This is a genomic window from Streptomyces litchfieldiae, from assembly GCF_031845365.1.
Taxonomy (GTDB): Bacteria; Actinomycetota; Actinomycetes; order Streptomycetales; family Streptomycetaceae; genus Streptomyces; species Streptomyces litchfieldiae.
On the sequence record NZ_JAVREL010000006.1, the window covers coordinates 121,916 to 148,048 of the forward strand.

Below are 26,133 nucleotides of genomic sequence, written 5' to 3' on the forward strand. Positions count from 1 at the left end.
GTGTCGCGCGCGATATTCGTACACAAGGTCGAACGCCTGGTTTACTGGGCTGTGTTGACACCGTCAACGCGTCGAGGGCATGCTCGATTCCACAACGGGAACGGTCCCGGCCGCCCGTGCTTCCGCCTCCCCTGTCCTCGGCGAAGGAGCCCCGTCGTGTCCGACGACCCCATAACTCCCGTGCTTGCGCTGCGGGATGTCCTGCTCAAGCGTCTGGAGGAATCCGGACTCGCCGCCGATGTGCGGGAGCTGCTCAGGGACCTGCTGCCGGAAGCGGCGGCGGCCGGGCGGGCGCAGGCCGGGCCCATGTACCTCCGCTCCCTCACGGCCGCCGGATGGCGGGGCATCGGCCGCGAGGTCACGCTCGACCTTCCGTTCGGGCCGGGACTGACCGTCGTCACCGGTCCCAACGGCACCGGGAAGTCGAGCTTCGCCGAGGCGGTGGAGATCGCTCTGACGGGGCGCAACTACCGGTGGGACGCGGGCCGCACCAAGACCCAGGTCTGGAAGAAGGGCTGGCGCAATCTGCATGCCGCCCAGACCCCCGAGATCTCCGTCAGGCTGACCCTCGATGACCGGGGCGCGCCGGTTACCGTCCGGCGCGTCTGGCACGGCGAGTCCGTCGACGACGCCACCACCGTCGTCGAGCGGCCGGGGGCCCCGGATCGCGCGCTGGAGGACGTCGTCGACGCCGAGGCCCTGGCGCTCTACCGGCCGTTCCTGCCCTACAGCGAACTGGGCGCGATGGTCGACGGGACGCTCAGCTCCCTGCACGACGCGCTGGCCCGCTTCCTCGGGCTCGGCCCGCTCAGCGACATGGACGAGCAACTGCTCGCCCGCAACAAGCCCCTCACCGACGCGGGCAAGCGGCTGACCGCCCTCACCAAGACCGTTCTCGCCGAACTGTCCGGCCACGACGACCCCCGGGCCGTGGCCGCCGCCGCGGTGCTCCGCAGCCGCAAGCCCGACCTCGCCCTGGTCCGGGGGCTCCTCGAAGCGGACGCCGGGGCGGCGGCCGACGAGACCGCCCGGCTGCGCGGACTCGCCTCGCTCGCCGGCCCCGATCCGGACGAAGTCGCCGGCGCGGTCGAGCGGTTGCGGGCCGCCACGGCCCGCGCCGAGGCGGTCCGGGACGGCACCGCGGAGGATGCCCGGCGGCTGGCCGCGCTGCTGGAGCAGGGCCTGGAGCACCGCCGGCACGCCGACAGCGCGGACTGCCCCCTGTGCGGCAGCGCGGGCCGCCTCGACCACGCCTGGGCCGAACGTGCCCGGGCCGAGGTGGCACGGCTCCAGGCCGTGGCGGCCGAGGCCGAAGGGGCCCGGATGGCGCTGGACGCCGCGCGGCGCGCCGTGCACGATCTCGTGCAGCCGGTTCCGGCGCTGCTCCAGCGCGAGTCCTCCTCGCTCGCGTCCCTGTGGCGCGACTGGGCGTTGTGCCGTGGTCTGAACGAACCCGGCGCCCTCGCCGACCGCGTGGCGCAGCTGGCCGCCGCGCTGGACGAGGCCAGCCGGCGGGCACGGGAGGACGCCGCCCGACGGCTCGCCGACCGGGACGAACGCTGGCAGCCCGTGGCCGTCCGGCTCGCCGAATGGGTCGGCGCCGCCGAGGCCGCGGCCGAGGCCGACCCGCTGAGCCGGCGGATCAAGGCGGCCCGGGCCTGGCTGCGGACGGTCACCGACGAGCTGCGTGACGAACGGCTGCGGCCCTTCGTCCAGGAGTCGCAGACCGTCTGGAAGCGCCTCTGCCAGCGCAGCAGCGTCTCGCTCGGCTCGGTCACCCTCGCGGGCACGGCCAAACACGGGCGGGTCGAGCTGGGCGTCGCGGTTGACGCCGTCGACGCACCCGCGTACAGCGTCCTCAGCCAGGGCGAACTGCACTCCCTCGCACTGTCGTTGTTCATCCCCCGCGCCACCCACAGCGGCAGCCCGTTCGGGTTCCTGCTGATCGACGACCCGGTGCAGTCGATGGACCCGGACAAGGTGGAGGGGCTGGCCCACGTCCTTGAGGAGTGCGCCCGGCACCGGCAGGTGGTCGTCTTCACCCACGACACCCGGCTCCAGCACGCGATCGCCCACCTCGGTATCGAGGCCACCGTGCTGCGGATCTCCCGGGGCACCGACTCCGCCGTCACCGTCGAGACCGTCACCGACCCCGTCGGACAGGCACTGAAGGAGGCCAGGGAACTGTCCCTCGACGAGCACCTGCCGGTGGAGGTCGCCGACCACGTGCTGCCCACCATGTGCCGGGTCGCGCTGGAAGCGGCCTGTCTGGAAACGGCCCGCCGGAGACTGCGCGACGACTACCATCTGGCCCTGGGCCAGATCGAGGAGGCCGTCAGGCCGCTGGAGCGCACCAAGCCGCTGGTCGCCCTCGCGCTCCTCGGCGACGCGAACGCTCCCGCCCGGGCACGCGTCGAGCAGCTCTGCCCCGGTGGCTGGGGACTGATCGAGGAGTTCAACTCCGGCGCGCACGGCTCCCTGCCGTCGGTGGCCGACCGCAAGCGGCTCGTGCGCCGTACCGAAACACTGGCCACCGCGATCCGGCGCGGCGCCGGCTCCGTACCCGAGGGAGGTGCCCGATGACCCCGTCCGCTCATGGTCTGGTCGACGCGGCCCAGCGGCTGCTGGACCCCTCGACGGGGCCGGCCGGCTCGCTGACCCCCGGCCTGCGATCCCGGGCCGCCGCGGTGCTGCTGCGGATGGCTCTGGAGCGTGGCCTGGACGCCTTCTGGCGAGGTGTTGCCCCCGGCATGACCCGTATCGGCAAGCACCGCATGCTCTGTCTGGAGCGGTACACGAGCCGTGCCGTGGGCCGTCAGTGGCGCACCACGTGGACGGCCCTCAGCGCGGCCTGTCACTACCACACCTATGAACTGCCGCCGACTCCGGCGGAGATGCGGGCGCGCCTGGGGGAGGTGCGCGATCTGCTGCGCGCGCTGCCGGCCACCGCGGTGCCGCGCCCGGGCGGAGCTCCCGGCCACCGCGGACAGCCCTTCTCCGCCGCCGCGAAGCCCGGCCCCCCGACCGGTCCCCGGCCCACCGCGGGCACGTAGCCCGGGGCGGGCGGCCGACCCGGGATCACAGAGCAACCGCGCGAGTGCGTAGGGTGCTTGGGAGAAGCACCGGAGAAACCAGGGGCACCGGACGGCGCCCCGGCGAGGAGCGAAGGTGAGTGGAACGGTCGGCGGCCCCGTTGCCCCCCGGCAGCCGAGGGAGTTCTCGCTCCGGCTGCCGGGCGCCAAGGGCATCGATCTGGCCCGTGGGGTACTGCTGGACACGGTCGGCACCAACGGCAGCCGTATGTTCCTGATCCGGGCCGGTTCCCCGGCGCGCGACCACGTCATGCCGTCGTTCGCCCGGCACTTCGCCAGCACTGTCAGGCGACGGAAGGAGCTGCTCGCGTCGGGCGTGCTCCGCCCCTCCGCGCGGTGGCCCGGGTGGCTGGAGCTGGCCGAGGACGTGGAGTGCGGATCGCCGTCCTTCGCCGCCGGACTGCTGGTCGGCGCCCCGCGCAACGGCTGGGTCGACTGGACGGCCGACAGCGGGGCGCCGCTCGCGGACTTCATGGAAGGCGTCCGGACGGGCGCGCCGCGGGCCTGGCTCGTCCGGGGATCCAACGTGTCCGGCGTCGACCTCGTGCGCCTCCTGTGGCTGCAAGAGGGGCGTGTCTCCCTCGGCGCGTCCCGCCTGCGCCCCGGCGTGCCGCAGGGCGAGAGCAAGGAAGCGCTGCGCGGGATCGTCGAGGAGGACTGGGGCCCGACGGCGACCTACAATCAGAAGCTCGAACTCGTCGAGGAACTGCACGCCTTCCTCTCCCGGATGCGCCCCGGGGACACCGTGTGCGCACTCTCCGGCGGGCGCCTGCACGTCGGCGAGATCACCGGGGACGCGGAGCAGGCGATGTCCGAGGGGAACCGGTCCAACCTCCGCAGACCGGTCGAGTGGCAGAACGGCGGCTACGCCTACGACGAACTGCCCGAGGAAATACAGCAGAAGCTCTCCGCCCAGCACGACGTGGTCGATCTCAGCACCGTCAAGCCGCTGATCGACGGCCTCGGCCGCACCGATGACGAACTCGCCGACGAGTCGGAGACGGCGGACCGCGACCCGAGCGAGGTGATCCCCGCCCTCACCGCCCGCCGCGAGCTCGAACTCCCCGTTCCCGGACAGCGGCTGGCGGACGAGTTGCTGGTGCACGACGCCGCGTGGCTGCGCGAGGTGAGGGATCTCCTCTGGGACGAACGGCAGCTGGTGTTCTACGGGCCTCCGGGGACCGGGAAGACCTATCTGGCGCTCAAGCTGGCCGAATTCCTCGGCGGCGGGCCCGAGCGGGTCAAGCTCGTGCAGTTCCACCCCTCCTACACCTACGAGGACTTCTTCGAGGGGTTCCGCCCTCGGGAGGACCCCGGCACGCGCGAGGTCGCGTTCCGGCTCACCGCCGGCCCGCTGCGGGAACTGGCCGACCTCGCCTCCCGGGAGGGAAACCGGCACATCCCGCACTTTCTCATCATCGATGAGATCAACCGCGCCAACCTGGCCAAGGTCTTCGGCGAGCTGTACTTCCTGCTGGAATACCGCAACAAGTCCGTCCGGCTCACCTACTCCGGCGATGACTTCGCCCTCCCGCCCAACCTGTTCGTCATCGGGACCATGAACACGGCCGACCGCTCCATCGCCCTGGTGGACACCGCGATGCGCAGGCGCTTCGCCTTCGTCGAGCTGTCCCCGCGCACCGAGCCGACCCGCGGACTGCTGCGGCGCTGGCTGCACCGGGAGGGCCGGGACAGCCGCCCGGCCGACCTGCTCGACGCCCTCAACGCGCGCATCGGGGAGGAGGATTTCCGGATCGGGCCGTCCTACCTGATGAAGCCGGGCGTCTACCGGGACGGCGGACTGCGGCGAGTCTGGCGGACGAAGATCCTGCCGCTGCTGGAGGAGCATCACTACGGCGAGTCCGTCGACATCGAGAAGCGCTACGGGCTCGCCGCTCTGGAACGGCAGCTCGGCGAGGACGGAAGCGCGGACGCGCCGGCCCCGTGATCGACATCGAGCTTCAGGAACACGGCGCGGCCGTCACCCGGCCGCTGCCCGCCGCGGCGGCCCGGGCCCTCGCCGGATCCGGCGTCATCGACACCGCCCCCGATCCCCACCGGCCGGACCACTGGCGGCTGCGGGCGGGAGGGAAGGCCGGTGCCGTGTCCCTGCGCGCGGCGGACGGGGAACGCCTCACCCTCCGCATCGCGCCCAAGGTCCCCATCGCCCGGCTGTTCTTCCTGCTCGGCTACGCCGTCAACCCCCAGGTGCACCGGGAAGGTTTCGTCGGGCTCGCGGAGCAGCCCGACGTCCTGCCCGCCATGGCCCAGGTCTACGAGCGTGCTCTCGCCGGGGCCCTGCGCCAAGGTGTCCTCCAGGGCTACCGGTACACCGAGGAAGCCAGCCCGGTGCTCCGCGGGCGGCTGCGCGAGGCCGACCAGATCCGCCGCCACCACGGACGTACCTTCCCGGTGGAGGTGGCCTACGACGCGTACACCACCGACATCCCGGAGAACCGGCTGCTGCGGGCCGCGACCGAGCGGCTGCTGCGGCTGCCCCGGGTGCCCGGCGGCGTCCGGCGGCGCCTCGGACACCATCGCGTGCTGCTCGGGGACGCCGGCCCGCTGTCGCCCGGCCCGGGAGCCGGGCCGGGGTGGCGCCCCAGCCGGCTCAACCTCCGCTACCAGCCCGCGCTGCGGCTGGCCGAGGCCGTGCTGCGCGGCTCCTCCGTGGACCACCTGCCGGGCGGCGTGGCCGTGGACGGCTTCCTGCTCGACACGCACAAGATCTTCGAGGATTTCGTCTGTGTGGCGCTGCGCGAGGCGCTGCTACCGCACGGTGGCCGAAGCGTTCTCCAGGCGGGCGGAGTACACCTCGACGAGGACGCCACGATCCGGATGCGCCCCGATCTCGTCTGGTACGAGGACGGTGGCCGGCCGCGCGCCGTGGTGGACGCCAAGTACAAGGCGGAAAAACCGGAGGGCTTCCCGGACGCCGACCTCTACCAGATGCTGGCCTACTGCACCGCGCTCGGCCTGGGCGAAGGCCACCTCGTCTATGCCAAGGGCAGCGGTCCACCGGTCTCCCACCGGGTCCGGCGCGCCGGCATCGTCCTCCACCAGCACGCTCTGGACCTCGATGGTTCCCCCGGCGAACTGCTCGCCTCCATACGTGTGCTGGCGGAGCGGCTGGCCGGACCGCCGCGGTGAGGGGCGGAGCGGGAGATCACTCCTCGTCCGGCCGCGGGGTCAGTGCTCCGTTGGTCAGGCCGTCACGCGCCAGCGAGGCCGCCCGTTCACCGAGCCCGGCCACCCGTTTCGCCAACTCCTCGAATTCCCGCAGCGCGCGAAACGCCACACCGTACCGGCGCTGGTCATCAAGCGGCATCTGCGGAACCCGTGAGCCTCTGGCGTCGAGACGGAAGGTGCCGCTGCCGCTGGTGGCACGGCGGGTGTTGGAGGCGCTGCGCAGAAAGCCCCGGAGATACTCGGTGTCGAGCTGGTCGCTGACGGACGCGGGACCGTCTTCCCCGAACTCGACGAGCCCGCCCCGTGACAGGTCGGCCAGGCCCACCGTCGCGCGGTCCAGGGAACTGGGACCGCCGCCTGCTTCGAGCGCGGGCAACAGGGTGGCCAGGACCCGCAGCCGATCCTCGATTTCGCGCCGCAGCGCCGCGTATTCGGCCGGGTAGTCCTGGCGGGAGGCCCGTACATGGCTGCCGGGCGTAAGGTCCACCACGTCGTTCAGCAACTGAACCGGGGCGACCTCCGTCATCTGCCCGGGACGTGGCTCCCACGGGCCGTCCGGATCGTTGGCCGTCAGGTCGATCATGCGCACCGGCGCCGGGGCCTCGGCGGGAACCAGCGGGCGGCGCAGCGTCCACAGGTGCACGGGCATGGCATGCGATGCCACCATCCCCGCCGGCAGGGCGACGACCTGAGTGAGAACGCCCCGGCGGACGAGCTCGGCCCGGATGCGCCGCCCCGCCTTGCGGTACGCGACCGAGGCGGGCAGCACGACCAGTGCCCGGCCGCCAGGAGCCGTGTGGGCGTAACAGTGCTGGAGCCAGGCCAGCTCGCTCTCGGCGCGGGAGGGGATGCCCAGCTCCCATCGGGCGTCCAGCAACAGCTCCTCCCGCCCCCAATCGGGCACGGCAACCGGCGGATCGCACACCACGAGGTCCGCGCGCAGCTTCGGCCAGCGGTCCGTACGCAGGGAATCCCCGACCTCGATGACGGCGCCCGCCGAGCCGGTCAGCTCGGCGCGTGCCTGGGCGAAGCGCGCGGCGTTGGCGTCCACCTCCTGCCCCCGGCGTACGGGACCTTTGTGCGGGCCGACGGACAGGAGCAGTGATCCGATGCCACACGCCGGATCGAAGATCGTCGCGTCCGGGGGGACGCGTCCCGCGACATAACCAACCGCTTTGACCAGCCGCGGGGAAGATGTCTGATCCGAGCCGGAACGGCGCCCCGAGTGCTGATAGCGCTCGGCCAGGCCGTCAACCACCTGCCTCGGCGATTCACTCGCGGCAAGTCGGTGAGTCAAGTCAGCGAGTGCGGCATCGAGCGCCGGCGCGTCCCCTTCCGTGAGCAGCTGCGCCACCGCGGCAAGCCCGCTGATCATGCTGTCGCCGAACGAACCGCGCAGCGCCTGCCACAACCTCACCTCGTCCGGCACCTCTTGGCCCTTCCGCTGTTCAGCGAGCCAGGTGCGAACCTCGGAGAGGGAGAAGAGCGGAGCGTTCGGCCCGCCCCCCACGGGATCGGGGAAGTCGTGGTAACGCCGCCGCCAGTTGGACACGGCCGCCCTGGTCACTCCGGCGAGCCGGGCGATCTCCGCGCCGGTGACCCTGGCGTCGGGGGAGTGCGCGTCGTCCTTCATGCGCTCACCGTACACGTCCCCCCGATGCCAGGGGAGGGGCGATCGGTTAGCTGTGTCAACGCAGGTGTGGTCGGAGAGGTTTTCGCCGGCACCGGAGGTGTGACGCCGGCCGGCGGCTGTCACCCACATATGCGCCGCGAAACTCAACCGTGACCGACTGTTGACATGAATGCGGCAAGAGCTCCATGGTGACTCGTGCCACGAGTTGTTTGTTTCTGTTGTTCCGTGCGCATGGAGGTCACTCATGGGCGAGTTCGCCGATCGATCCCGCGCGGGATTCGGTCGCAGGACGTTAATCACCGGAGCGGCGGCCGTCGCCGCCTCGGCCGCGGCAACACTCGGCACGGCCCGGCGGGCGCGGGCCGCCACCTGGGAGACGGTGCTCAACACCGACTCCTTCGCCAGCTACCAGTCGCTGGAGGCGAACTGGAACTACCTGTACCCCTGGGGCTCGGACCACAACGGCTCCGCCCGGATGTACGGCAGTCCCAGCGACCACAACCACATCTACCTGTCGGGCGGCGTGCTGACCCTTCAGGCGACCCGCATCAACTGGAACGAGGGCAACAGCAGTTCCACGCCCCACCTGCCGATCCGCTACCACTCCGGCGCGATCCACGCCAAGCACCAGGTGCTGGTCAACGACCAGTTCCCCAACTACGAGGTGAAGGGCGAGTTCCAGGCCCCGAGCGCGCCCGGCACCTGGCCCGCGTTCTGGCTGACCGGCGTCAACAGTTGGCCGCCGGAGAGCGACATCCTGGAGTTCAAGGGCGACTCGCGGAACTGGTTCAACACCTTCCGCACCTCCTCCGACGTCTCCAGCAAGATCGTCACGGTCTCCTCGCCGGGCAGTTGGCACGCCTACCGGGCCTGGATCACCAAGGTCAACGCGACGGACGTGGACATCCACTACTACCTGGACGACACCTGGCAGGCCGTCCACCGGGGCGCGGGCTTCGTGGGCAAGCCGTTGTGGCTGATCTGCAACCTCCAGATGGAGGGCTCCTCCGGCAGCTCCGGCCCTTCCGGCAACACCTACTACCGCGCCCGCAACATCTACGTCGGCCGCAGCCGCGCCTGACCGCCCCCCGGTCGCGCCAGGGGGCGAGGGTTCCGGCACCGGCCCGATGTTTACGCAAACATGCGGAAGGGAGAGACGTGCTTCACGCGAGAGAACGGCACCGGCCGGCCGCCGTGCTCATCAGTCTGGCCATCCTGTTCACCACCGCCCTGGCGCTGGGGTCGCCGTCCGGGGCGGCCGAGAACCGGCAGGAGACCTACGGGGGTTACCTGTTCACCTACTTCACCGGCGAGGGCACCGCCGACGGCGAACAGGTCTACATGGCGCTCAGCCGGGGCAACGACCCGCTGCACTGGCGGGAGCTGAACGGCGGGCAGCCGGTGCTCACCTCCACCCTGGGCGAGGGCGGCGTGCGCGACCCGTTCATCATCCGCTCGCCCGAGGGCGACCGTTTCTACCTCATCGCCACCGATCTGCGGATCCACGGCAACGGGGACTGGGACGGCGCGCAGCGGCACGGCAGCCGCTCCATCATGGTGTGGGAGTCGACCGACCTGGTGAACTGGTCCGAGCAGCGCTCGGTCGAGGTCTCGCCGCCGACGGCGGGCAACACCTGGGCGCCGGAGGCGTACTGGGACGCGGAGCGCGGCGTGTATGTCGTGTTCTGGGCCTCGAAGCTGTACGCGGCGGACGACCCGGACCACACGGGCGACAGCTACAACCGCATGATGTACGCGACCACCGAGGACTTCGTGACGTTCAGCGAGGCGCGGGTGTGGCACGACCCGGGGTACTCGGTGATCGACTCCACGGTGATCGCGCACGACGGCGACTACTACCGCTTCACCAAGGACGAGCGGGATCCGTCCTCGGGCGGCCCGTGCAGCAAGTTCATCGTGGGTGAGCGGGCCACGGATCTGCTGGACACCTCCTGGGACTTCGTGGCCGAGTGCATCGGCCGGGGAACCGAGGACAGCCCGGGCATCTCCCGCGGCGAGGGCCCGACGGTGTTCAGGGCCAACACCGAGGACAAGTGGTACCTGTTCATCGACGAGTTCGGCGGGCGCGGCTATGTGCCGTTCGAGACCACCGACCTCGCCTCCGGGCAGTGGACGATGTCCGAGAACTACGAGCTGCCGGCCTCGCCCCGGCACGGCACCGTGCTGCCGCTCACCGAGGGCGAGTACCAGCGCGTGGCGGACCGCCTCGGCACGGCGCCCGGCCGGTGACGCGCCTTACGTCCGCGCGGCGAGCGAGGTGATCTCCTCCCGCGCCGCGCGGGCCAGGCCGTCCAGCCGGGGGCCGTGCGCGCCGTCGCCGGTCAGCCCCAGGGTGTACGTGTCGTGGTACCGGGTGAGGACGTAGACGAAGCCCATGCGCGGCGGCAGGCAGGTCAGGACGTACGCCTCGCGCATCGGCCGCCCGGCCAGGGCCAGCGGCCGGTCGGACAGGCGGATGGCGGAGCACAGCAGGTTCCACAGGGCGGGAACGCCCAGCAGCCGGCCGGTGAGGGTGCCGGCCGTCCCGGGCGCGACGACGGCCAGCGCGCCCGTCGTGCCGCTGAATCCGGCCGCCCACCGCTGCCGTTTCGCGCGGGACATCGCCGTGTGGACCGCGCGCAGCCGGGCGGCCGGGGTGGTCAGCGAGACGGGCAGGGGAGCGCGCACCGCGGCCACGGCGTTCCCCAGGAGGGCGGCCTCGCCGGGCCCGCGCATGCTGACCGGGACCAGCGTGTGCACGTTCCCCGAGGGCAGCTCGTGGCGCAGCGCGCCGGCGACGGCCGCCAGGAAGACGTCGTTGACCGTGGCCCGGCCGCGCGGCAGCGCGTCGCGGGCGGCGTCGACCGCGGCCGCCGGCACGGTCGCGCGGGCGATCGCCCGGGTGGTGTCGACCGGCCGGTTGTAGGGGCGGGGCCGGGCGGGGGGAACGAGCCCGCGCAGCGCGCCGAGGGCCGCGCCCGCCCGGGCCGCCACGCCGTCCGGCACGGGGGAGAGCGCGGCGCCCGGCGGGGCCTCGGCGGCCGGGTCGTCGCTCAGCAGCCGCGTCAACGTGCTCACCGAGGTGCCGTCCAGCAGCGCGTGGTGGGTGCGCAGGACGAGAGTGAAGCGCTCCGCCCCCGGGTCCGGCAGGAGGTCAAGTCCCCACAGGGGTCCGCCCGGGGGCAGCGGCCTGCCGAGCAGCCCGGCCACATGGCCGGCGGGGTCCGCCACCGGGTCCAGGAGCCGGACCTGCCCGGCCACCTCGTCCTGGGCCCCGGCGGCCGGGGCCCAGGCGTAGGGGCGGACCGGGCGTCCGTCGCGGCCGAGCCGGACGCGGCGGTGCAGGGCGGGTAACGGCAGCCAGCGCTCCAGGACTCGCGCGCGCAGTTCGTCCGGCTCGGGGCAGGTTCCGTCGAACGCGGTGACGAGGGCGATGGTGGCCGGGACCGACGCCCGGTCCTCCAGCGCGACCATGGCCCCCTCGGCCGGTGTCATGACGGCGTGCCCTCCAGGGCCTGTCGTTTGGATCTCCGCGGGGCCGCGCCGCCTGGCATCCCTCCCCCAGACTCCGTCCGGGAGGTGCCCCCAGGCTGCGTTGCCGAATCGCGCGAGTACGGCCAAGTACGAGCTGCGATCCGGCGCCTTGCCAGACGGGCGCCAGACGACGCGACCTGACCCACGAAGACCCAAACGACAGCCCCTAGCGGTCACAGGCTTCCTCCCCCTCACGATCCCGGCCTCCATCCTGCCTCAACGACATGCGGCCGGGGCGGTTCCGGCGGACGTTGGAAGAAGCCGCGACGGCGCGGTGACTCCGGTACGGGCCCCGGCTGTTCAACCTCTCCCGGCCCACCGCATACAGTTCATCAGCAATACATCTGAGCGTTCCATATGACGACTGACCGTCGGGCACAGTCGGCGTTCTGTCGGTGAACGGTGGGCACACAGCATGACAAGGACCCTGTCGGCGTTGTTCAGGGCAAGACACAGAACCTCCACACAGCGGGAGGAGGCGCTGGCCGAAAGCGTCCGGCTGTGCGCCGCGTACCTGGCCGAGCTGGGCGAGAAGCCCGACGCCGGCCGCATGCGCCTCGCGTCGGCCATCGGGGCGCTGGTCACGGCCCGCGCGGACGGGGCCACCGACCCCTTCGACGCGCTGCTGCGCACGGGCAACCGCGCCCTGGAGGCCGGTGGCGAGCCCGAGCTGCGGCTCGCCCTGGCCCTCGCCGACGCTGCCGTGGCGGTCCGCGAGCGGTCCCAGGGCGCCTGGCGGCTGCGCGGCCTGGTGGCCGACGCGCTCGGCCGGCCCGATGAGGCGCTCACCGCGTACGAGCGCCACCTCGCCCTGCGGCAGGACACCGTGGACGGCGGCGAGATCGCCGTGCGCGCCGACACGCTCAAGGAGATCCGGGCCTGCGTGGACGAGGCCGCCGGCCTCTTCCCCCGCCACACCGCGCTGCGCGACGCCCGCGCGCAGGGCCCCGACCGGATCCGGGCCGCCTTCACCGCGCTGATCCGCGCCGGCCTGGACGACCCCGGCCCCGGCGATCCCGCCGTGCGCCGGCTCGCCGACCTCTACGCCACCTACCGCAGGCTGACCGCCGAGGGCCGCATGGCCGACCCGCTGCTCGGCGGCGACGCGCCGGTGGGCGTCGGCCCGTTCCGCAACCTGATCGCCGGCCGCACGGTCTGCCTCGTCGCCGACGCCGACCAGGTCGCCGCGGCCGGACTCGGCGAGGAGATCGACGGCTACGACCTGGTGTTCCGCTGCGACTCCTATCGCTCCGACCCCCGCGGCACCGGCCGGCGTACCGACGTCCACGCGGTCACCCTGCCCGGCAAGGCGCCCTGGGAAGGCCCCCGTTGGATCCAGCCCACCGCGGTGCGGCTCGTCTTCGGCGGGTCCGCCGACGCCTGGCGGCGCGCGCTGCGCCGCCGGCTGGTCCCCGGCACCCAGCGCCACATAGGCGACGCCTCGCTGCGCCGGCCCGTCGCCGACCCGGCGCTGATGGGCGAGTCCGGCTGGGACAAGGGCGTCACCACGGCGTTCGCCGTGCTGCGCCTGCTCGACTTCCTGGATGTCAGCCCCCGCATCGACCTGATCGGTTTCGGCCTGCCCGGCCGGCTGCGCCCCGCGGAGCACGCGTGGGTCATGGCCCACGCCCGGAACGCCGACAGCACCGAAGCCAGCACCCAGATGAGGATCGCCCTGCGATGACCCGTTCCGCGGACGACAGACGCGCCGTGACCGGCAAGCGCCGGCTCGCCTTCGCCGCCTACGCCGACGAGGAGCGCCTGCCCCACCTGCTGGTGCTGCTGCGCAGTCTGGCCCTGACCAACCCCCGGGTCTGCGAGGACTTCGTCCTCCTGCACCCCGGCCTGCCGGAGGCCGCCCTGGAGGCCGCCGGCCGCCTCCACCCCCGGCTCGTCGCCCGCCGCGCCGAGACGCCCCGCCGCGCGGAGCTCTTCCGGATCGACGACTACGACACGGTCGTCGCCCTGGAGCCCGGCATGGTCGTGCTCGGCGACATCGGTGAACTCCTGCGGCTGCGCGACGGCGTGGGCGCCGTTCCGCAGCTCCTGCCCGGCGACCTCACCAAGGAACGGCGGACCGTCCTGGACGACGGCCTGCTGGTGATCCAGCGCACGGCCCTGACCGACGGCCTCCTCGCCCGGCTCGGCACCGGCTCCGGCGTGGACGGCGCGCTGGAGGACGCGCTCGTCCGCCTCGACGCGCGCTACGACTTCCTCGCGCACCGCCTGTTCGACGACGCCCCCGTGCCGGACAACGTCGCCATCCTGCGCTTCACCGGCGCCACCGGCCGGCCCGGCTACGCCCCCGCCGAGGAGGCCCGGCGCCGCTTCGAGATGACGGACGACGAGTTCCGCGAGGCGTACTGCGCGCTGCCCGGCGGCAAGCACCCCGACCTCCTCGTGCACTGCGCCGTTCCCCTCCTGCGGCGGCGGCCCCGCGTCGACCTCGCGCGCGCCGTCGCCGAGGTCCACCGCCAGCAGGGCCGTTACACCGAGGCCGTCGAGGTCCTCGCACCGCTGGTCGCGAGCGACGCCGACCGGCCGCGCTGCCACCAGACGCTCGGCGTCAGCCTCATGGCGCTCTCCCGCTACGACGAGGCCGAGACGCACCTGCTGCTGGCCACCGCCGCGCCCGACATCGCCTCCAAGGTCTTCACCCAACTGGCCCGGCTGGCCTGGCTGCGCGGCGCGGACGACGCCGCCCACGCCTACGCCCGGCAGGGGCTCGACGCCGACCCCACGGACGGCCCCTGCCGCGCCTGGTACGAACGCACCCGCCCCGCCGTCCGCAACCGCGAGCGGGCGGCGGCCGGCCCGGCCGAGGAACAGTTCGCGCACGTCGCCCTGTTCGCCGACGGCCAGGAGAACGCGGGAGACAAGGTGCTGCCCGAGGCCGTGCGGATGTGCCTGGACACCGACACCGGTCCCGGCCGCTGGCTGTCGATCCACGCGCACCGCCTGTTTGACGACGCCGCGCTCGAACAGGTCAACGCCCGCCGCGGCCTGATCATCGGCGGCGGTGGACTGTTCCTCCCGGACACCGCGCCCAACGCCAACAGCACCTGGCAGTGGAACGTGCCGAACGAGACGCTGGCGCGCATCACCGTGCCGCTGGCCGTCTTCGCCGTCGGCTACAACGTCTTCGACGGACAGGTCTACCGCCGGCAGCGCTTCGCCGAGAGCCTGCGGGCCCTGGTCGCGCAGTCCGCGTTCTTCGGCCTGCGCAACCGCGGCTCCGTCGCCCGCGTCCGGGAGCTGCTCCCCGAGGACCTGCGCCACCGCGTGCTCTACCAGCCCTGCCCCACCACCGTCACCCGGCAGCTCGTGCCCGACTGGACCGACCCCGCCGAGCGCGACGACACGGTGCTCATCAACTGCGCCTACGACCGGGCCGGGCTGCGCTTCGGCCACGACTACGGCCACTTCCTCGCCCAGATGGCGAGCGCCGTCCGCGCGCTCGGCGACCGGGCCGAGGTGCGCTACGCCGCCCATATGCCGACCGACGAGACGTTCGTGCACGACCTGCGCCGCGAACACGGCATCGCCCTGCCCGTCGAGCCGCTCTACGACCTGGACAACGACGCGGTGCGCGACCTCTACCGGCGCACCAAACTCGTCATCGGCATGCGCGGCCACGCCGGGATGATCCCCTTCGGCTGCGGCACCCCGATCATCAGCCTGGTCTCCCACCCCAAGCTGGCGTATTTCCTCGCCGACATCGAACGGCCCGAGTGGGGCGTCTCGGTGCACGACCGCGACCTCGGCGCGGTGCTCACCGAACGCGCCGGCGCGCTGCTCGGCGACCACGCGGCCGCCGTCGCCGACGTCCACGACCGACAGGAGAACCTCTGGCGGATCACCCAGGAGAACATGACGGCGCTGCGCGCGATCTTCGCCTGATCTGACGGGCCGTCGCATAAGGTGAGTTGGCGCGGCAGCGCGTCAACTCACCTTACGCACGAGGAGAAGACCCGATGGCCGACGAGGGCGTGGTCATACCCGGAGTCGACGCGAGCAAGCCCAGCATCGCGCGCGTCTACGACTACCTCCTCGGCGGCAAGGACAACTTCGCCGTCGACCGCGAGCTCGGCGACGTCTTCCGCACCCAGCTCCCCGGCGCCTCGGTCATCGCCCACGACAACCGCCGCGCCATGGTGCGCGCGGTGGCCGAGATCGCCGCGGCGGGGGTGCGGCAGTTCATCGACATCGGCAGCGGCCTGCCCACCGCGGACAACGTCCACCAGGTGGCCCAGCGGCACGCGCCCGAGGCCCGCGTCGTCTACGTGGACAACGACCCGGTGGTGCTCGCCCACGGGCGGGCCCTGCTGGAGGAGAACGACCGCACCACCGTCATCCGGGGCGATCTGCGCGACCCGGCCACCATCCGCGACCACGAGGCGACGCGCCGCCTCATCGACTTCGACCAGCCGGTCGCGGTCATCCTGTCCGCGATCCTGCACCACCTCAACGACGACGAGGACCCGGCCGCCGTCATGCGCTTCTGGCGGGAGGCGGTGCCCTCGGGCAGCCATGTCTTCGTCTCCCACTTCCGCCGCGCCGGCGGCCCGGAGGCCGACCGCCTGGAGGACATCCTGCAACGCTCCCTCGGCCGCGGCCGGTGGCGCACGGACGAGGAGATCGGCGCCCTGATGACGGGCCTGACCCTGCTGCCGCCGGGCATCACCCCGGCCGCGCTGTGGCGACCCGGCCCCGGCCACGACCCCGAGGCCGAACTCACCGTGTGGCAACAACTGATCGCCGCCGCCCTGGCCGTGAAGCCATAGTCCGCCAGGGCACTGGCCGCCTTCCCCCGCCATCCGAAACGGTGGTGCCCACCTCGGGGCGGCCGCGAGAAGATGCCCCCATGCCGGATCTGCCGTTCCACGACGCCCGCGACCTCTCCGCCCCGCACCCGCACCGCCTCGACCTGGAGCTGCTGAGGAACGGCCATGTGACGCGGTTTTCCACCAGGAAGGCCCTGGACGCCGCCGTGGCCGGCCTCCAGCACCTGGGCTACCGCGTCCACGTGATCGACGCCGCCCGCTGGCACGACCAGCGGGCCATGCACCGCGACCTGGCCGGGGCGCTGCGCTTCCCCGACTACTACGGCCACAACCTGGACGCGCTCAACGACATGTTCCGCGACATCGCCGCGTTCCGCTCGCACGGCACCGATCTGTCCGCCACCGGAACGGCCCTCGCCCTCCCCGGCTTCGGCCTCTTCCACGCGCGGGAGGAACGCACCGCGCACGCGCTGCTCGACATGTTCGCCGCCCAGGCCCGGGCCGCGCTGCTCGGGCTGCACCCCATGCTCTGCCTCGTCGGGTCGGACCGTCCCCTGGCACCGGTGGGCACCACCGAGGTCGAGGCACGCTGAGACGAACCTCCGTCGCAGCCACGGGACTTCGCCAAAACTGCCGCCGCTCGGCCCTACCCCGCGCGCCCGGATTCTGAGATCATCGGATGCCATGGCTGGGGGGTCCGCACCACATCGTCGTCTGCACCATCTCATCGAGCGCCACGTCCGCGCCTCGCCCGACCGAGTCGCCGTGGTCACCGAGACCGCCGAGCTCCGGTACGGGGAACTGGACACGCGCGCCAACCAGTTGGCGCATCACCTGCGCGCGGCCGGACTGTCGCCGGGCCGAACCGTCGCCATCCGCATGGAGCGGCACCCCGACCTGCTGGTCGCGGTCCTCGCCACCCTCAAGGCCGGCGGCGCCTGCGCGCTCATCGACCAGCGGCGGGGAGCCCGCGAGACCGGGCGCCTGCTGAAGAGCACCAAAGCGGTCGCTGTCGTCACACGCGGTGGCCTCCGGCCCGACTTCGACGCCGGCCGGCGGCCCGTCGTGGACCTGGACGCCGACGCCGCCGCCATCGGTGCCCATGCCACTGAGCCACCGGAGCCCGGCACGGGCCCGGCAGACGCCACCGAGCTCGCGGCCGTGCTGCTGACCGCGGGCATCACCGGCTCGCGGCGCGCTGTCCCGGCCGGCCACCGTCGGCTGCTGGCGGCCTACGACGCATGGGCCGAGGTGTTCGCGCTCGGCCCCGAGGACCGCCACCTGGTCACCGCACCCGCCGACAGCGTCTCCTTCACCGCCGGCTGGATACGCGCCCTGTGCTCCGGAGCCACCCTGGCCCTGCCCACCGGCCCGCTCAACTCCCGGCTCCTGAAGGGCGCGTGGGGCCGCGCGGTCACCGTGCTCGACACCGACCCCGGCACCGCGGCGAGCGTGCTCGACCGCACGCCCCGCCCCGAACGGCTGCGCCTGGTGGCGGTCGGCGGCGAACGGCTGCCGCTGGCCGAGCAGTCCCGGCTGCACGCGCTCCTGGCCCCGGGTGTCCGGCTGCTCAACGTGTACGGCCCCGCCGAAGTCGCCGGCTGCGGCACCTGGTTCGAGACGGATCAGTTGACCGCGCCGGTCGCCGAGCCGGAGCGAGTCGTGCTCCTGGGCCGCCCCCTGCCCGGCTGCCACGCGGAGATCCGCAAGGGCCAGATCTGGCTCGGCGCCCCGGACGGCGGCGACCTCGTGAACACCCGGGACCGCGGCGCCCAGCGGCCGGACGGCCTGCTGGAGTTCCTGGGCCGGACCACCGACAGCGTCACGGCGCGCGGGCGGACCGTGCACCCGTACCGGGCGGAGGCGGCGCTGGCCGGCCACCCCGGCGTGCGCGAGGTGGCCATCGCCGCCGGGACGGGCCCGGACGGCACCCGCCTGATCGCCTATGTGGTCCCGGAAAAGGGCGCCGGCCCCGATGTGGCGACGCTGCGCGCCCACCTGACCGGCACCGTGCCGGACGCCGAGATCCCCACGACGGTCGTCCGGCTCGGCTCCCTGCCGCGCGACGACGCCGGGAAGATCGACCGGAACGCGCTTCCGCTGCCACCCCAGTCCCGGTCCCGGCCGGCCGGCGGCAAGGGCGCCGATCTGAGTCCCGAGGACGTCGCGAGCCTGGCCCGCTGGTGCGGACTGCCGCTGCTGGCCCTGGCCTTCGCCGTCTTCCTCACCGACACGTTCTGGCCCGGCTCCACCGACCTGACCGGCGTGCCCAACCCCTGGGCCTGGTGCTTCCGCGGGCTCTACGCGGCGGAGTGGCTGGCGTTCGCCGGGGGCGTCACGTTCCTCTTCAACGGCTGGCGCGCCCTGCGGCGCCTGGGCCGGCCGCTGCCGCTGACCGTCGCCGCCCATCTCTCCCTGGTCTGGCTCCTGGCCTCCTGGTGGCCCCAGGACAACTTCTACCGGCTCGCCGCCAAGGACGACTGGCCCCAGCAGGCCGCGCTGGTCTACTCGTTCAACGTCCCGCTGATGATCGCCGCGGGCATCGTCGTCGCGTTCGCCGTCTGGGATTCGGACCCGCCCGCTAGGAGGTGAACATCGCGCCGAGCTCGGCCGCCGCCGCGCCGACCAGCGCGTCCGCCGCGTCCAGCCGCTCCCGGGTGCGCGCCGCCAGCACGACCCCCACGTAAGGGTCCGGCTCGAACGCGGCCGTTGGGATCGAGGGCACCAGCAGCGCCTCCACCCCCGCGCAGCGCGCCGACAACTCGCCCAGCCAGGCAGCCAGTTCGCGCTCCGGCAGCCGCGCGCCCAGCGGCACCCGGTCGATCGTGCGCACCAGATGACCGCCGCCGCGAACGGCGTCGAGGCGGGCCTGGACCATGAACGCCACGGCAGGGCCGGTCAGGCGCAGATTGATCTCGGTGGGCGCCGGCCGGCCGTCCGGACCCGTCACGAAGTCCACGTCGAACCAGCCCCGGTAGCCGGTCGCGGCGACCTCCCGGCCCACCGCCCGCCCGAACCGCAGGCAGGGCCCGGCCAGTTCGGCCGGGACCACGCCCGGGCCCACGGTCGCGCCCCGGTAGCCGGCATCCCGCACGTCCATCACGGCCGCGCCCACGTCGTGCACCTCGCCCGCCGCGTCGACGAACCCGTCATAGGTGAGGTCGCCCGGCACGCCGCCGCCCGCCAGGTACTCCTCCAGCAGCAGCGGCCCGTGTGGCAGCGTGCGCAGCGCCGCCCGGGCCCGGCCCGAGGTCACCACCCGGGTGCCCGAGCCCCCCGCGCCATGTTCGGTCTTGACCACGGTCGCCGCGCCGGAGCGCAGCCGCGCGCCGAGCAGCCGGGCCGCCGCCCGGCGGGTGGCGGCCGGCCACTGCGCGGGCACCCGCACCCCGGGGTGGTCCGGCGCCAGCCGGGCGAACAGCTCGTTCGCCGCCCGCTTCGACTCGTACCGCAGGACGTCCGGCGACCACGGGCCGCCGGTCAGCTCCGCCACCGCCCGCGTCTGCCCCCACGCCACCAGCGGCAGGCCCAGCCCGCGCAGATGCCCGGCCAGCGCCGGCCGGCGCAGCACGGCGGCGGCCGTGCCGTCCGGCTCGTCGAGCCCGTCGAACACCTCGACCTGGCCCCAGGCCAGCCGGCGGGCGACCAGCTCGATCCAGAACGGCGGCACCGTCCGGGGCAGCACCAGCGCCGCCGGGTGCGGGCCGGTGAACGCCGCCAGGCAGGAGTAGTGGTCGGCGCCGCCGCGCACGCCCTTGGGCAGCGGGCCGAACTGCCCCTGGAACTCGCCCGCATTGCCCAGGTGCACCGTCCGCCGCCCGCCCGTCCACGCCTCCGGCCACCCGGCCGGGGCAAGGGAGACGCCGAGCAGCGGCAACGCCCGCCCCTCCCCGTCGCACCGCCGCGCGCCCAGATGCCGGTAGAAGGGCACCGCGTGCGGATCGGACTCGATGAGCAGCCGGGTGAACCCCAGCCCGCGCGCGGTGGTGAGCACATGCGCGTACAGCGCCGAGCCCACGCCCCGGCCGTTCGCCCGCGGCTCGACGAACAGCAGGCCCAGCCTGCCCTCGGGCGCCGAGCCCTCCAGCGAGGCGACCCCGAGCACGTCGCGCGCGCCCGCCGTGTCCTCCGCGACGACGATCCGGCGCGCCGCCACCTCGCCGGGCGCGATGGTCAGCTCGGCGCGGCACGCCGCCATGAACGCGTCGTCATAGCCCCAGGAGCGCTTGGAACGCAGCACCAGGGCGGTCAGCTCCGCCGCCTCCCCGGCCCGGGCATCCCGGATCCGCACGCCCATGCCCACCCCCGCGCTCGCCCAACGCCCCCATGTTAGAGGGACGTTGGCGTCATGCCGCGGCGCCGCCGGGGACCGCCGCGAACGCGTCCACCCCGGTCAGCTCCGCGGACAGCCGCCACAGCCGCGCCGCCTGCTCCGGGTCGATCGCGTGGTCCCGCACGCCGCCGGGCGTGTCCTCCCGGACCGGCTCGGCGATGTCGCAGTCCTCGCAGTAGACCCCGCCCAGGCCCGCCAGTTGGGGCGAGGTCGCCGCCCACACCTGGGTCGCCGCGCCCTGCTCGGGCGTCTTGAAGCTGGGGTCGGCCAGGTTCCCGTCCTCGTCGATCCAGCCCGCCTCCACCATCTCGGAGGTGCGCAGGTGCCGTTGCAGGGGGGTGAGGATGGCGCCCGGGTGCAGGGAGAACGCCCGCACCCCCGCGTCGCGCCCGAACGCGTCGAGTTGCACGGCGAACAGCACGTTGGCCGTCTTCGCCTGGCAGTAGGCAAGCCACTTGTCGTAGCCCCGCTCGAAGTGCACGTCGTCCCAGCGGATTGGGGAGCCGTGGTGGCCGCCGGAGGAGACCGAGACGACGCGCGCCGCGCCGCTTTGGGCCATGGCCGGCCAGAGCCGGTTGACGAGGGCGAAGTGCCCCAGGTGGTTGGTGGCGAACTGGGCCTCCCAGCCGGGGCCCACCCGGGTCTCGGGGGCCGCCATGATCCCGGCGTTGGCGATGAGGATGTCGAGGGCGCGGCCCGAGGCGAGGAAGCGCTCGGCGAACGCCCGGACGCTGTCGAGGTCGGCCAGGTCCAGCTCGTCCACCTCGGTACCGGGGATGTCACCGAGGGCCTGTTCGGCGATGGCCCGCCGCCGGGCCGGGACGATGACATGGGCGCCGGCGCCGGCCAGCGCGCGGGTGGTCTCCAGGCCGATGCCCGAGTAGCCGCCGGTGACGACGGCCAGTTTGCCGGTGAGGTCGAGGCCCGCCAGGACGTCCTCGGCGGTGCTCCGGGCGCCGAAGCCGGAGCCGATCTTGCGCTGCTGTGTGGTCATGGCGCCGAGGCTAGGTATTCGAGAGCACTCCAGCGCAAGTCTCCGCCGGGGCCGGCCCTTCGCTACTCCTGCCCGGCCAGCCGGTCGAGGCGCTCGCGCTGGGCCGGGGCCAGCCGGAGCCCGGCGGCGGCGACGTTCTCCTCCAGGTGGGCGATCCGCGCGGTGCCGGGGATCGGGAGGACGACCGGCGAGTGGCCGAGCAGCCAGGCGAGCGAGACCTGCGTGGGGGTGGCGCCCAACTCGACGGCCACGGCGGCGATTTCGGCGCGCTCGCCCAGCGCCCCCCACGCGACGGGCCGCCACGGCAGGAACGCGATGCCCGCCGCCGCGCACGCGGCGAGCACCGGCTCGTGCTCGCGGTCCAGCAGGTTGTAGCGGTTCTGCACGCTGGCGATGTCGACGATCTCCCGGGCCCGGGCGAGCTCGTCGACGGTGACCTCGGACAGCCCGATCCGGCCGATCTTGCCCTCCGTCCGGAGCTCGCGCAGGGTGCCGACCTGGTCGGCGAGCGGCGTGTCCGGGTCGACGCGGTGCAACTGGAGCAGCTCCAGCCGCTCGACGCGCAGCCGGACGAGGGCCGCCTCGACCTGGGCCCGCAGGACGGCCGGCCGCCCGTCCAGCCGCCATTCGCCCGAGGACGCCGAACGCGCGACGCCGACCTTCGTGGTGACGAGCAGCCCCTCCGGGTAGGGGTACAGGGCCTCGACGAGCAGCTCCTCGTTGGCCCCGCCGCCGTACAGGAAGGCGGTGTCGATCAGTGTGACGCCCAGCTCGACGGCCCGCCGGGTCACCGCGACGGCGTTCTCCCGGTCGGCGGCGGGCTCGGTGGGCAGATGCATGGCCCCGAAGCCGAGCCGCCCCACGGTGAGGTCCCCGCCGATGTCAAACGTGGTCGGTGTGGTCATGCGCCGCTGTGTCCCCTCGCTCAAGGGGCAACGGTAACAGCGCCGTTGGACGGGGCTGGTCCGAACGCGGCCAGGGCTCGCCCTCCTCACGCTCGACGGTCGCGTTGAAACGGGTCAGCACCCGGGCGAACGCGGCCAGTTCGCGGGGTGACCAGTCGTTGAGGAGCCCGCTGAGGCCGTTGATCCGCTCGTCGCGGTCGCGGCGCAGCCGGCGCAGCCCCTCGTCGGTGACGCGCAGCTTGCGGGCCAGTCCGCCCTCCGGGTCGGGGATGCGCTCCAGGAGGCCGGCCCGCAGGGCGGCGGCGGTCTGGCGGTTGACCGTGGAGCAGTCCAGACGCAGCGCCTCGGCGAGCTGGCCGATGGACATCGGTCCCTGCGCCTCGATGCGGCTGAGCAGCAGATAGGCGCTGCGCTCCAGCCGGTCCTCGGCGGGGCCGCCACAGCGGCCGATCGAGCCTGTGGCGGTATGACGCCCGAGAAGCATCAGTTCGCGCTCGATCCGGTCCATGTCCTGCCGCATCCCGACCCTCTCCTTTCGGGACTCGGTCACCCCGGGGGCCAACCATATGTAGGGCACACATTATGTGTATCGTGCATAGCTTGTGCATCGTGCACAGTCGGCCCAGCTCGCCCCTCCGAGCGGAGAACCGCATGAGCAACACCTCGCCCGCGCCCCGCAGCGCCGCCATCGTGGGGGTGCTGTGCGCCGCGGGAATCGTCACCTCGCTGATGCAGGCCATCGTCGTCCCGCTGATACCCGACCTGCCGCGGCTCCTCGGCACGAGCGCGGCCAACGCCTCCTGGGTCGTCACCGTCACGCTGCTGTCCGGCGCGGTGGCCACCCCGGTGCTCGGACGGCTCGGCGACCTCTACGGCAAGCGGCGCATGCTGCTGACCAGCCTTCTCCTGCTCACCACCGGCTCGGTGTTCTGCGCGCTGGCCGACTCCCTGGCACCCGTGCTCGCGGGCCGCGCCCTCCAGGGCATGAGCATGGGCATCATCCCGCTCGGCATCAGCATCATGCGCGACGTGCTGCCGCCGCGGCGGCTCGGCTCCGCCATGGCGCTGATGAGCTCCTCGCTGGGCATCGGCGGCGCGCTCGGCCTGCCGGCCGCCGCGGCGGTGGCGCAGAACGCCAACTGGCACATGCTGTTCTGGGGTTCGGGCTTCCTCGGCCTGGTGGTGACGGCGCTGGCCTGGCGGCTGGTGCCGGAGTCCGCCGTGCGGTCGCCCGGCCGGTTCGACCTCGTCGGCGCCGTCGCCCTGTCCGCCGGGCTGCTCGCCCTGCTGCTGCCCATCTCCAAGGGCGGCGACTGGGGCTGGTCCAGCGGCAAAACGCTGTCGCTGTTCGCCACCTCCGCCGTGGTGCTCGTGCTCTGGGGCGTCTGGGAGCTGCGCGCCCCCGCCCCGCTGGTCAACCTCCGCGCCAGCGCCCGCCGTCAGGTCCTGGTGACCAACCTGGCCTCCGTGCTGGTCGGCCTCGCGATGTTCGCGATGATGCTGGTCCCCATCCAACTGCTCCAACTGCCCGAGGCCACCGGCTACGGCCTCGGCCAGTCGATGGTCTCCGCCGGGCTGTGGATGGCGCCCTCCGGGCTGGTGATGGTGGTCATCTCCCCGCTCGGCGCCCGTCTGTCCACCGCGCGCGGCCCCAAGATCTCCCTGCTCACCGGCGCCCTCGTCATCGCCTCCGGCTACGCCATGGCGCTCGCCCTGTCCGGCTCCGTCTGGGGCGTGCTCGTCTTCACCTCGGTGATCGGCGCCGGGATCGCGTTCGCCTATGCCGCCATGCCCGCCCTCATCATGGCCGCCGTGCCCCCGACCGAGACCGCGGCGGCCAACGGCCTGAACACGCTGATGCGGTCGATCGGCACGTCCACCTCCAGCGCCGTGGTCGGCGTGCTGCTGGCGAACATGACCACCCAGTGGGGCGGGGCCACGCTGCCCTCCGAGAACGGCTTCCGCGCCGCCCTCGTCTTCGGCGGCTGCGCCGCGATCGTCGCCTCCCTGGTCATCCTGGCCATTCCCGGCCGCACGACCGGGCCCACCGTGACGGTCCCCGCCCCGGGCGCCGTCCCCGGCGCGGCCCGCACCGCGGTCTCGCCCCAATGACCCGTTCCCGCGGGGCCGTTGCGGGCCACCGCGCCGTTCCTCCGTTCAGCCGGGGCGGGCGGCGCCGGTTCGCGCCGCGGTGACCGCCACCGTGCTGTAGGACATGGTGAAGCCGCCGCCCATCGCGTCGATGGCGGCCCCGACACCCGCCAGCACCTCACCCAGCGCCGCGGGTTCGAGCCGGGTGAACGCGCCCTGGGTGGGCATCTGGTCCAGCCACGCGTCCCGGGTGTAGTCCCACTCCCAGTCGAATCGCCACTGCTCCGGTTCCCCGAAGGCGTCCGCCCGCCGGATCCCGTCGGCCGTCCCGGCGAGGATCGGCTGGTATCCGTCGAGGGCGCCCCGCGTCATCGCCCGGAAGTCGAACGGCGCGTCCGGCAGCACCCGCCCGCATACCTCGGCGACGGCCTCCGCCAGGCGGGCCGGGTACCGGGGCACGTTCCAGAAGGGGGCCAGGAGGCCGCCGGGGCGCAGGACCCGGGCGGCCTTGGCCGCTCCGGCGACCGGGTCGATCCAGTGCCAGGCCTGGCCGGCGACCACCGCGTCGAACTCCCGGCCCGCCGGATCCCAGGCCTCCCACGTCGCCACCTCGACCTCGGTCCCGAGCTCGCGCGCCGTGCGGGCCATGCGGGGGTCGGGTTCGACGCCGAGCACCGTGCGGCCGGCCGCCGCGAACTGCCGGGCGGCGATGCCGGTGCCACAGCCGACGTCGACGACGGCGGGGCCCGGGGCGGCGGCGATCCGGTCCACCAGGGCCTGGGGGTAGCGGGGCCGGGCGCGGTCGTAGCGTTCGGCGTCGGTGCCGAACGACTCGGCCATCTCCCGGTGTTGATGCGGCTGCTCCCCGGCAGGGGGAGCGGGCTCCGCGGGTATAGTGGGCATGCGCCCACTATGAGTGGGCGGGCGCCCACTCGTCAACCGGGCGGGCCCGGTGCGAGTGGAAGGAGCCGCGCGGTGCCGACAGGGGTCGCCATGCGCGACGCGCGTGAGCAGCTGTTCGAAGCGGCCGAGCGCATCCTGCTCCGGGCCGGGCCGAACGCGCTGACCAGCCGGGCGGTCACCACGGAGGCGGGCTGCGCCAAGGGCGTTCTGCATCGGCACTTCGCCGATTTCGACGCGTTCCTCGCCGAGCTCGTGCTGGACCGCGCCGGCCGGATCGAGACCCGGGCCGCCGCGCTGCGCGAGGCCGCCGGGACCGGCACCGTCACCGGCAACCTCACCGGCGCGCTGACCGATGTCTTCGGCACGGTCGCCGTGGCGATCGTCGCCCTCATCACCTTCCGGGACGACCTGCGTGCCCGGCTGCGCGCGGCCGGCCGGCCGGGCGTCCCGGTCCTCACCGAGGCCACGGCCATGATCGCCGCGTATCTGGCCGCCGAGCGCGACCTCGGCCGGGTCGCGCCCGGCGCGGACGTCGACGCGCTGGCGCCCACGCTGATCGGCGCCGGGCACCTGCTGTTCGCCGACCGTCGGGGCGCCCCGCCGGAGGCCGCGGCCGTCCGCCGGGTCGTGACCACGGTCGTCGCCGGCGTGCTGCGCGAACCGCGACCCTGAAAC

19 protein-coding genes and 1 pseudogene are annotated in these 26,133 nt (G+C 73.6%); 13 read left to right on the top strand and 7 right to left on the bottom strand.

What is annotated here, in order from left to right; all coding sequences use genetic code 11:
• The first annotated feature begins 156 nt into the window (after nucleotides 1–156).
• The 4 genes from RM590_RS12930 to RM590_RS12945 all read left to right on the top strand — a co-directional run bounded on the left by RM590_RS12930 (nucleotide 157) and on the right by RM590_RS12945 (nucleotide 6,242).
• Nucleotides 157–2,583, top strand: a complete 2,427-nt coding sequence (locus RM590_RS12930; RefSeq protein ID WP_311704649.1) for an ATP-binding protein — start codon at nucleotides 157–159, stop codon at nucleotides 2,581–2,583.
• Nucleotides 2,580–3,053, top strand: coding sequence for a hypothetical protein (locus RM590_RS12935; RefSeq protein ID WP_311704650.1), 474 nt, complete (start codon nucleotides 2,580–2,582; stop codon nucleotides 3,051–3,053). The genes RM590_RS12930 and RM590_RS12935 overlap by 4 nt, the downstream gene beginning before the upstream one ends.
• Before the next feature lie 115 nt (nucleotides 3,054–3,168).
• Nucleotides 3,169–5,040 (top strand): DUF4357 domain-containing protein, encoded by a 1,872-nt coding sequence (locus RM590_RS12940; RefSeq protein ID WP_311704651.1) that lies wholly within the window; start codon nucleotides 3,169–3,171, stop codon nucleotides 5,038–5,040.
• A complete protein-coding gene (locus tag RM590_RS12945) occupies nucleotides 5,037–6,242 on the top strand; it encodes an McrC family protein (protein WP_311704652.1) in 1,206 nt (401 codons plus the stop codon). The genes RM590_RS12940 and RM590_RS12945 overlap by 4 nt, the downstream gene beginning before the upstream one ends.
• A gap of 16 nt (nucleotides 6,243–6,258) precedes the next feature.
• Here the strand turns inward: RM590_RS12945 and RM590_RS12950 are convergent, their stop codons facing one another.
• Nucleotides 6,259–7,914, bottom strand: coding sequence for an N-6 DNA methylase (locus tag RM590_RS12950; RefSeq protein ID WP_311704828.1), 1,656 nt, complete (start codon nucleotides 7,912–7,914; stop codon nucleotides 6,259–6,261).
• 244 nt (nucleotides 7,915–8,158) lie between these two features.
• Between RM590_RS12950 and RM590_RS12955 the strand changes: the two genes are divergently transcribed.
• Both RM590_RS12955 and RM590_RS12960 read left to right on the top strand, forming a co-directional pair.
• On the top strand, nucleotides 8,159–8,995 hold the full coding sequence (locus RM590_RS12955; protein WP_311704653.1) for a LamG domain-containing protein: 837 nt from the start codon (nucleotides 8,159–8,161) through the stop codon (nucleotides 8,993–8,995).
• A 113-nt stretch (nucleotides 8,996–9,108) separates the two neighbouring features.
• Nucleotides 9,109–10,131: pseudogene (locus RM590_RS12960) on the top strand (glycoside hydrolase family 43 protein); the annotation flags it as partial.
• A gap of 39 nt (nucleotides 10,132–10,170) precedes the next feature.
• On the opposite strand, the gene RM590_RS12965 reads toward RM590_RS12960, so the two are convergent.
• The gene (locus RM590_RS12965; protein WP_311704654.1) at nucleotides 10,171–11,409 is read right to left on the bottom strand and encodes a WS/DGAT domain-containing protein; all 1,239 of its coding nucleotides are present in this window, start codon (nucleotides 11,407–11,409) and stop codon (nucleotides 10,171–10,173) included.
• 454 nt (nucleotides 11,410–11,863) lie between these two features.
• Here RM590_RS12965 and RM590_RS12970 point away from each other — a divergent pair, with 454 nt between their 5' ends.
• The 5 genes from RM590_RS12970 (at nucleotide 11,864) to RM590_RS12990 (ending at nucleotide 18,824) form a co-directional block, all read left to right on the top strand.
• Complete coding sequence (locus RM590_RS12970; protein ID WP_311704655.1) at nucleotides 11,864–13,132, top strand: tetratricopeptide repeat protein; 1,269 nt, start codon at nucleotides 11,864–11,866, stop codon at nucleotides 13,130–13,132.
• The gene (locus tag RM590_RS12975; protein ID WP_311704656.1) at nucleotides 13,129–15,348 is read left to right on the top strand and encodes a polysaccharide pyruvyl transferase family protein; all 2,220 of its coding nucleotides are present in this window, start codon (nucleotides 13,129–13,131) and stop codon (nucleotides 15,346–15,348) included. The genes RM590_RS12970 and RM590_RS12975 overlap by 4 nt, the downstream gene beginning before the upstream one ends.
• Before the next feature lie 74 nt (nucleotides 15,349–15,422).
• Nucleotides 15,423–16,232: an SAM-dependent methyltransferase gene (locus RM590_RS12980; protein WP_311704657.1), complete on the top strand. Its 810-nt coding sequence runs from the start codon at nucleotides 15,423–15,425 to the stop codon at nucleotides 16,230–16,232.
• Between the two features lie 80 nt (nucleotides 16,233–16,312).
• Nucleotides 16,313–16,825: a barstar family protein gene (locus RM590_RS12985; RefSeq protein WP_311704658.1), complete on the top strand. Its 513-nt coding sequence runs from the start codon at nucleotides 16,313–16,315 to the stop codon at nucleotides 16,823–16,825.
• 91 nt (nucleotides 16,826–16,916) lie between these two features.
• On the top strand, nucleotides 16,917–18,824 hold the full coding sequence (locus RM590_RS12990) for an AMP-binding protein (RefSeq protein WP_311704659.1): 1,908 nt from the start codon (nucleotides 16,917–16,919) through the stop codon (nucleotides 18,822–18,824).
• Here RM590_RS12990 and RM590_RS12995 read toward each other — a convergent pair.
• The 4 genes from RM590_RS12995 to RM590_RS13010 form a co-directional block, all read right to left on the bottom strand.
• Entirely contained in the window at nucleotides 18,814–20,523 is a 1,710-nt protein-coding gene (locus tag RM590_RS12995; protein WP_311704660.1) for a GNAT family N-acetyltransferase, read from the bottom strand. The two genes, RM590_RS12990 and RM590_RS12995, sit on opposite strands and share 11 nt — an antisense overlap.
• Nucleotides 20,524–20,578: 55 nt before the next feature.
• Nucleotides 20,579–21,559 (bottom strand): SDR family NAD(P)-dependent oxidoreductase, encoded by a 981-nt coding sequence (locus RM590_RS13000; protein ID WP_311704661.1) that lies wholly within the window; start codon nucleotides 21,557–21,559, stop codon nucleotides 20,579–20,581.
• A 62-nt stretch (nucleotides 21,560–21,621) separates the two neighbouring features.
• The gene (locus tag RM590_RS13005) at nucleotides 21,622–22,464 is read right to left on the bottom strand and encodes an aldo/keto reductase (RefSeq protein ID WP_311704662.1); all 843 of its coding nucleotides are present in this window, start codon (nucleotides 22,462–22,464) and stop codon (nucleotides 21,622–21,624) included.
• A complete protein-coding gene (locus RM590_RS13010) occupies nucleotides 22,442–22,984 on the bottom strand; it encodes a MarR family winged helix-turn-helix transcriptional regulator (RefSeq protein ID WP_311704663.1) in 543 nt (180 codons plus the stop codon). The genes RM590_RS13005 and RM590_RS13010 overlap by 23 nt, the downstream gene beginning before the upstream one ends.
• A 131-nt stretch (nucleotides 22,985–23,115) precedes the next feature.
• Between RM590_RS13010 and RM590_RS13015 the strand changes: the two genes are divergently transcribed.
• Complete coding sequence (locus RM590_RS13015; RefSeq protein ID WP_311704664.1) at nucleotides 23,116–24,576, top strand: MFS transporter; 1,461 nt, start codon at nucleotides 23,116–23,118, stop codon at nucleotides 24,574–24,576.
• A 45-nt stretch (nucleotides 24,577–24,621) separates the two neighbouring features.
• Here RM590_RS13015 and RM590_RS13020 read toward each other — a convergent pair whose 3' ends face one another.
• Nucleotides 24,622–25,458, bottom strand: coding sequence for a class I SAM-dependent methyltransferase (locus tag RM590_RS13020; protein WP_311704665.1), 837 nt, complete (start codon nucleotides 25,456–25,458; stop codon nucleotides 24,622–24,624).
• 72 nt (nucleotides 25,459–25,530) lie between these two features.
• On the opposite strand from RM590_RS13020, the gene RM590_RS13025 reads away from it, so the two are divergent.
• The gene (locus tag RM590_RS13025; RefSeq protein ID WP_311704666.1) at nucleotides 25,531–26,130 is read left to right on the top strand and encodes a TetR/AcrR family transcriptional regulator; all 600 of its coding nucleotides are present in this window, start codon (nucleotides 25,531–25,533) and stop codon (nucleotides 26,128–26,130) included.
• The last annotated feature ends 3 nt before the right edge of the window (nucleotides 26,131–26,133 follow it).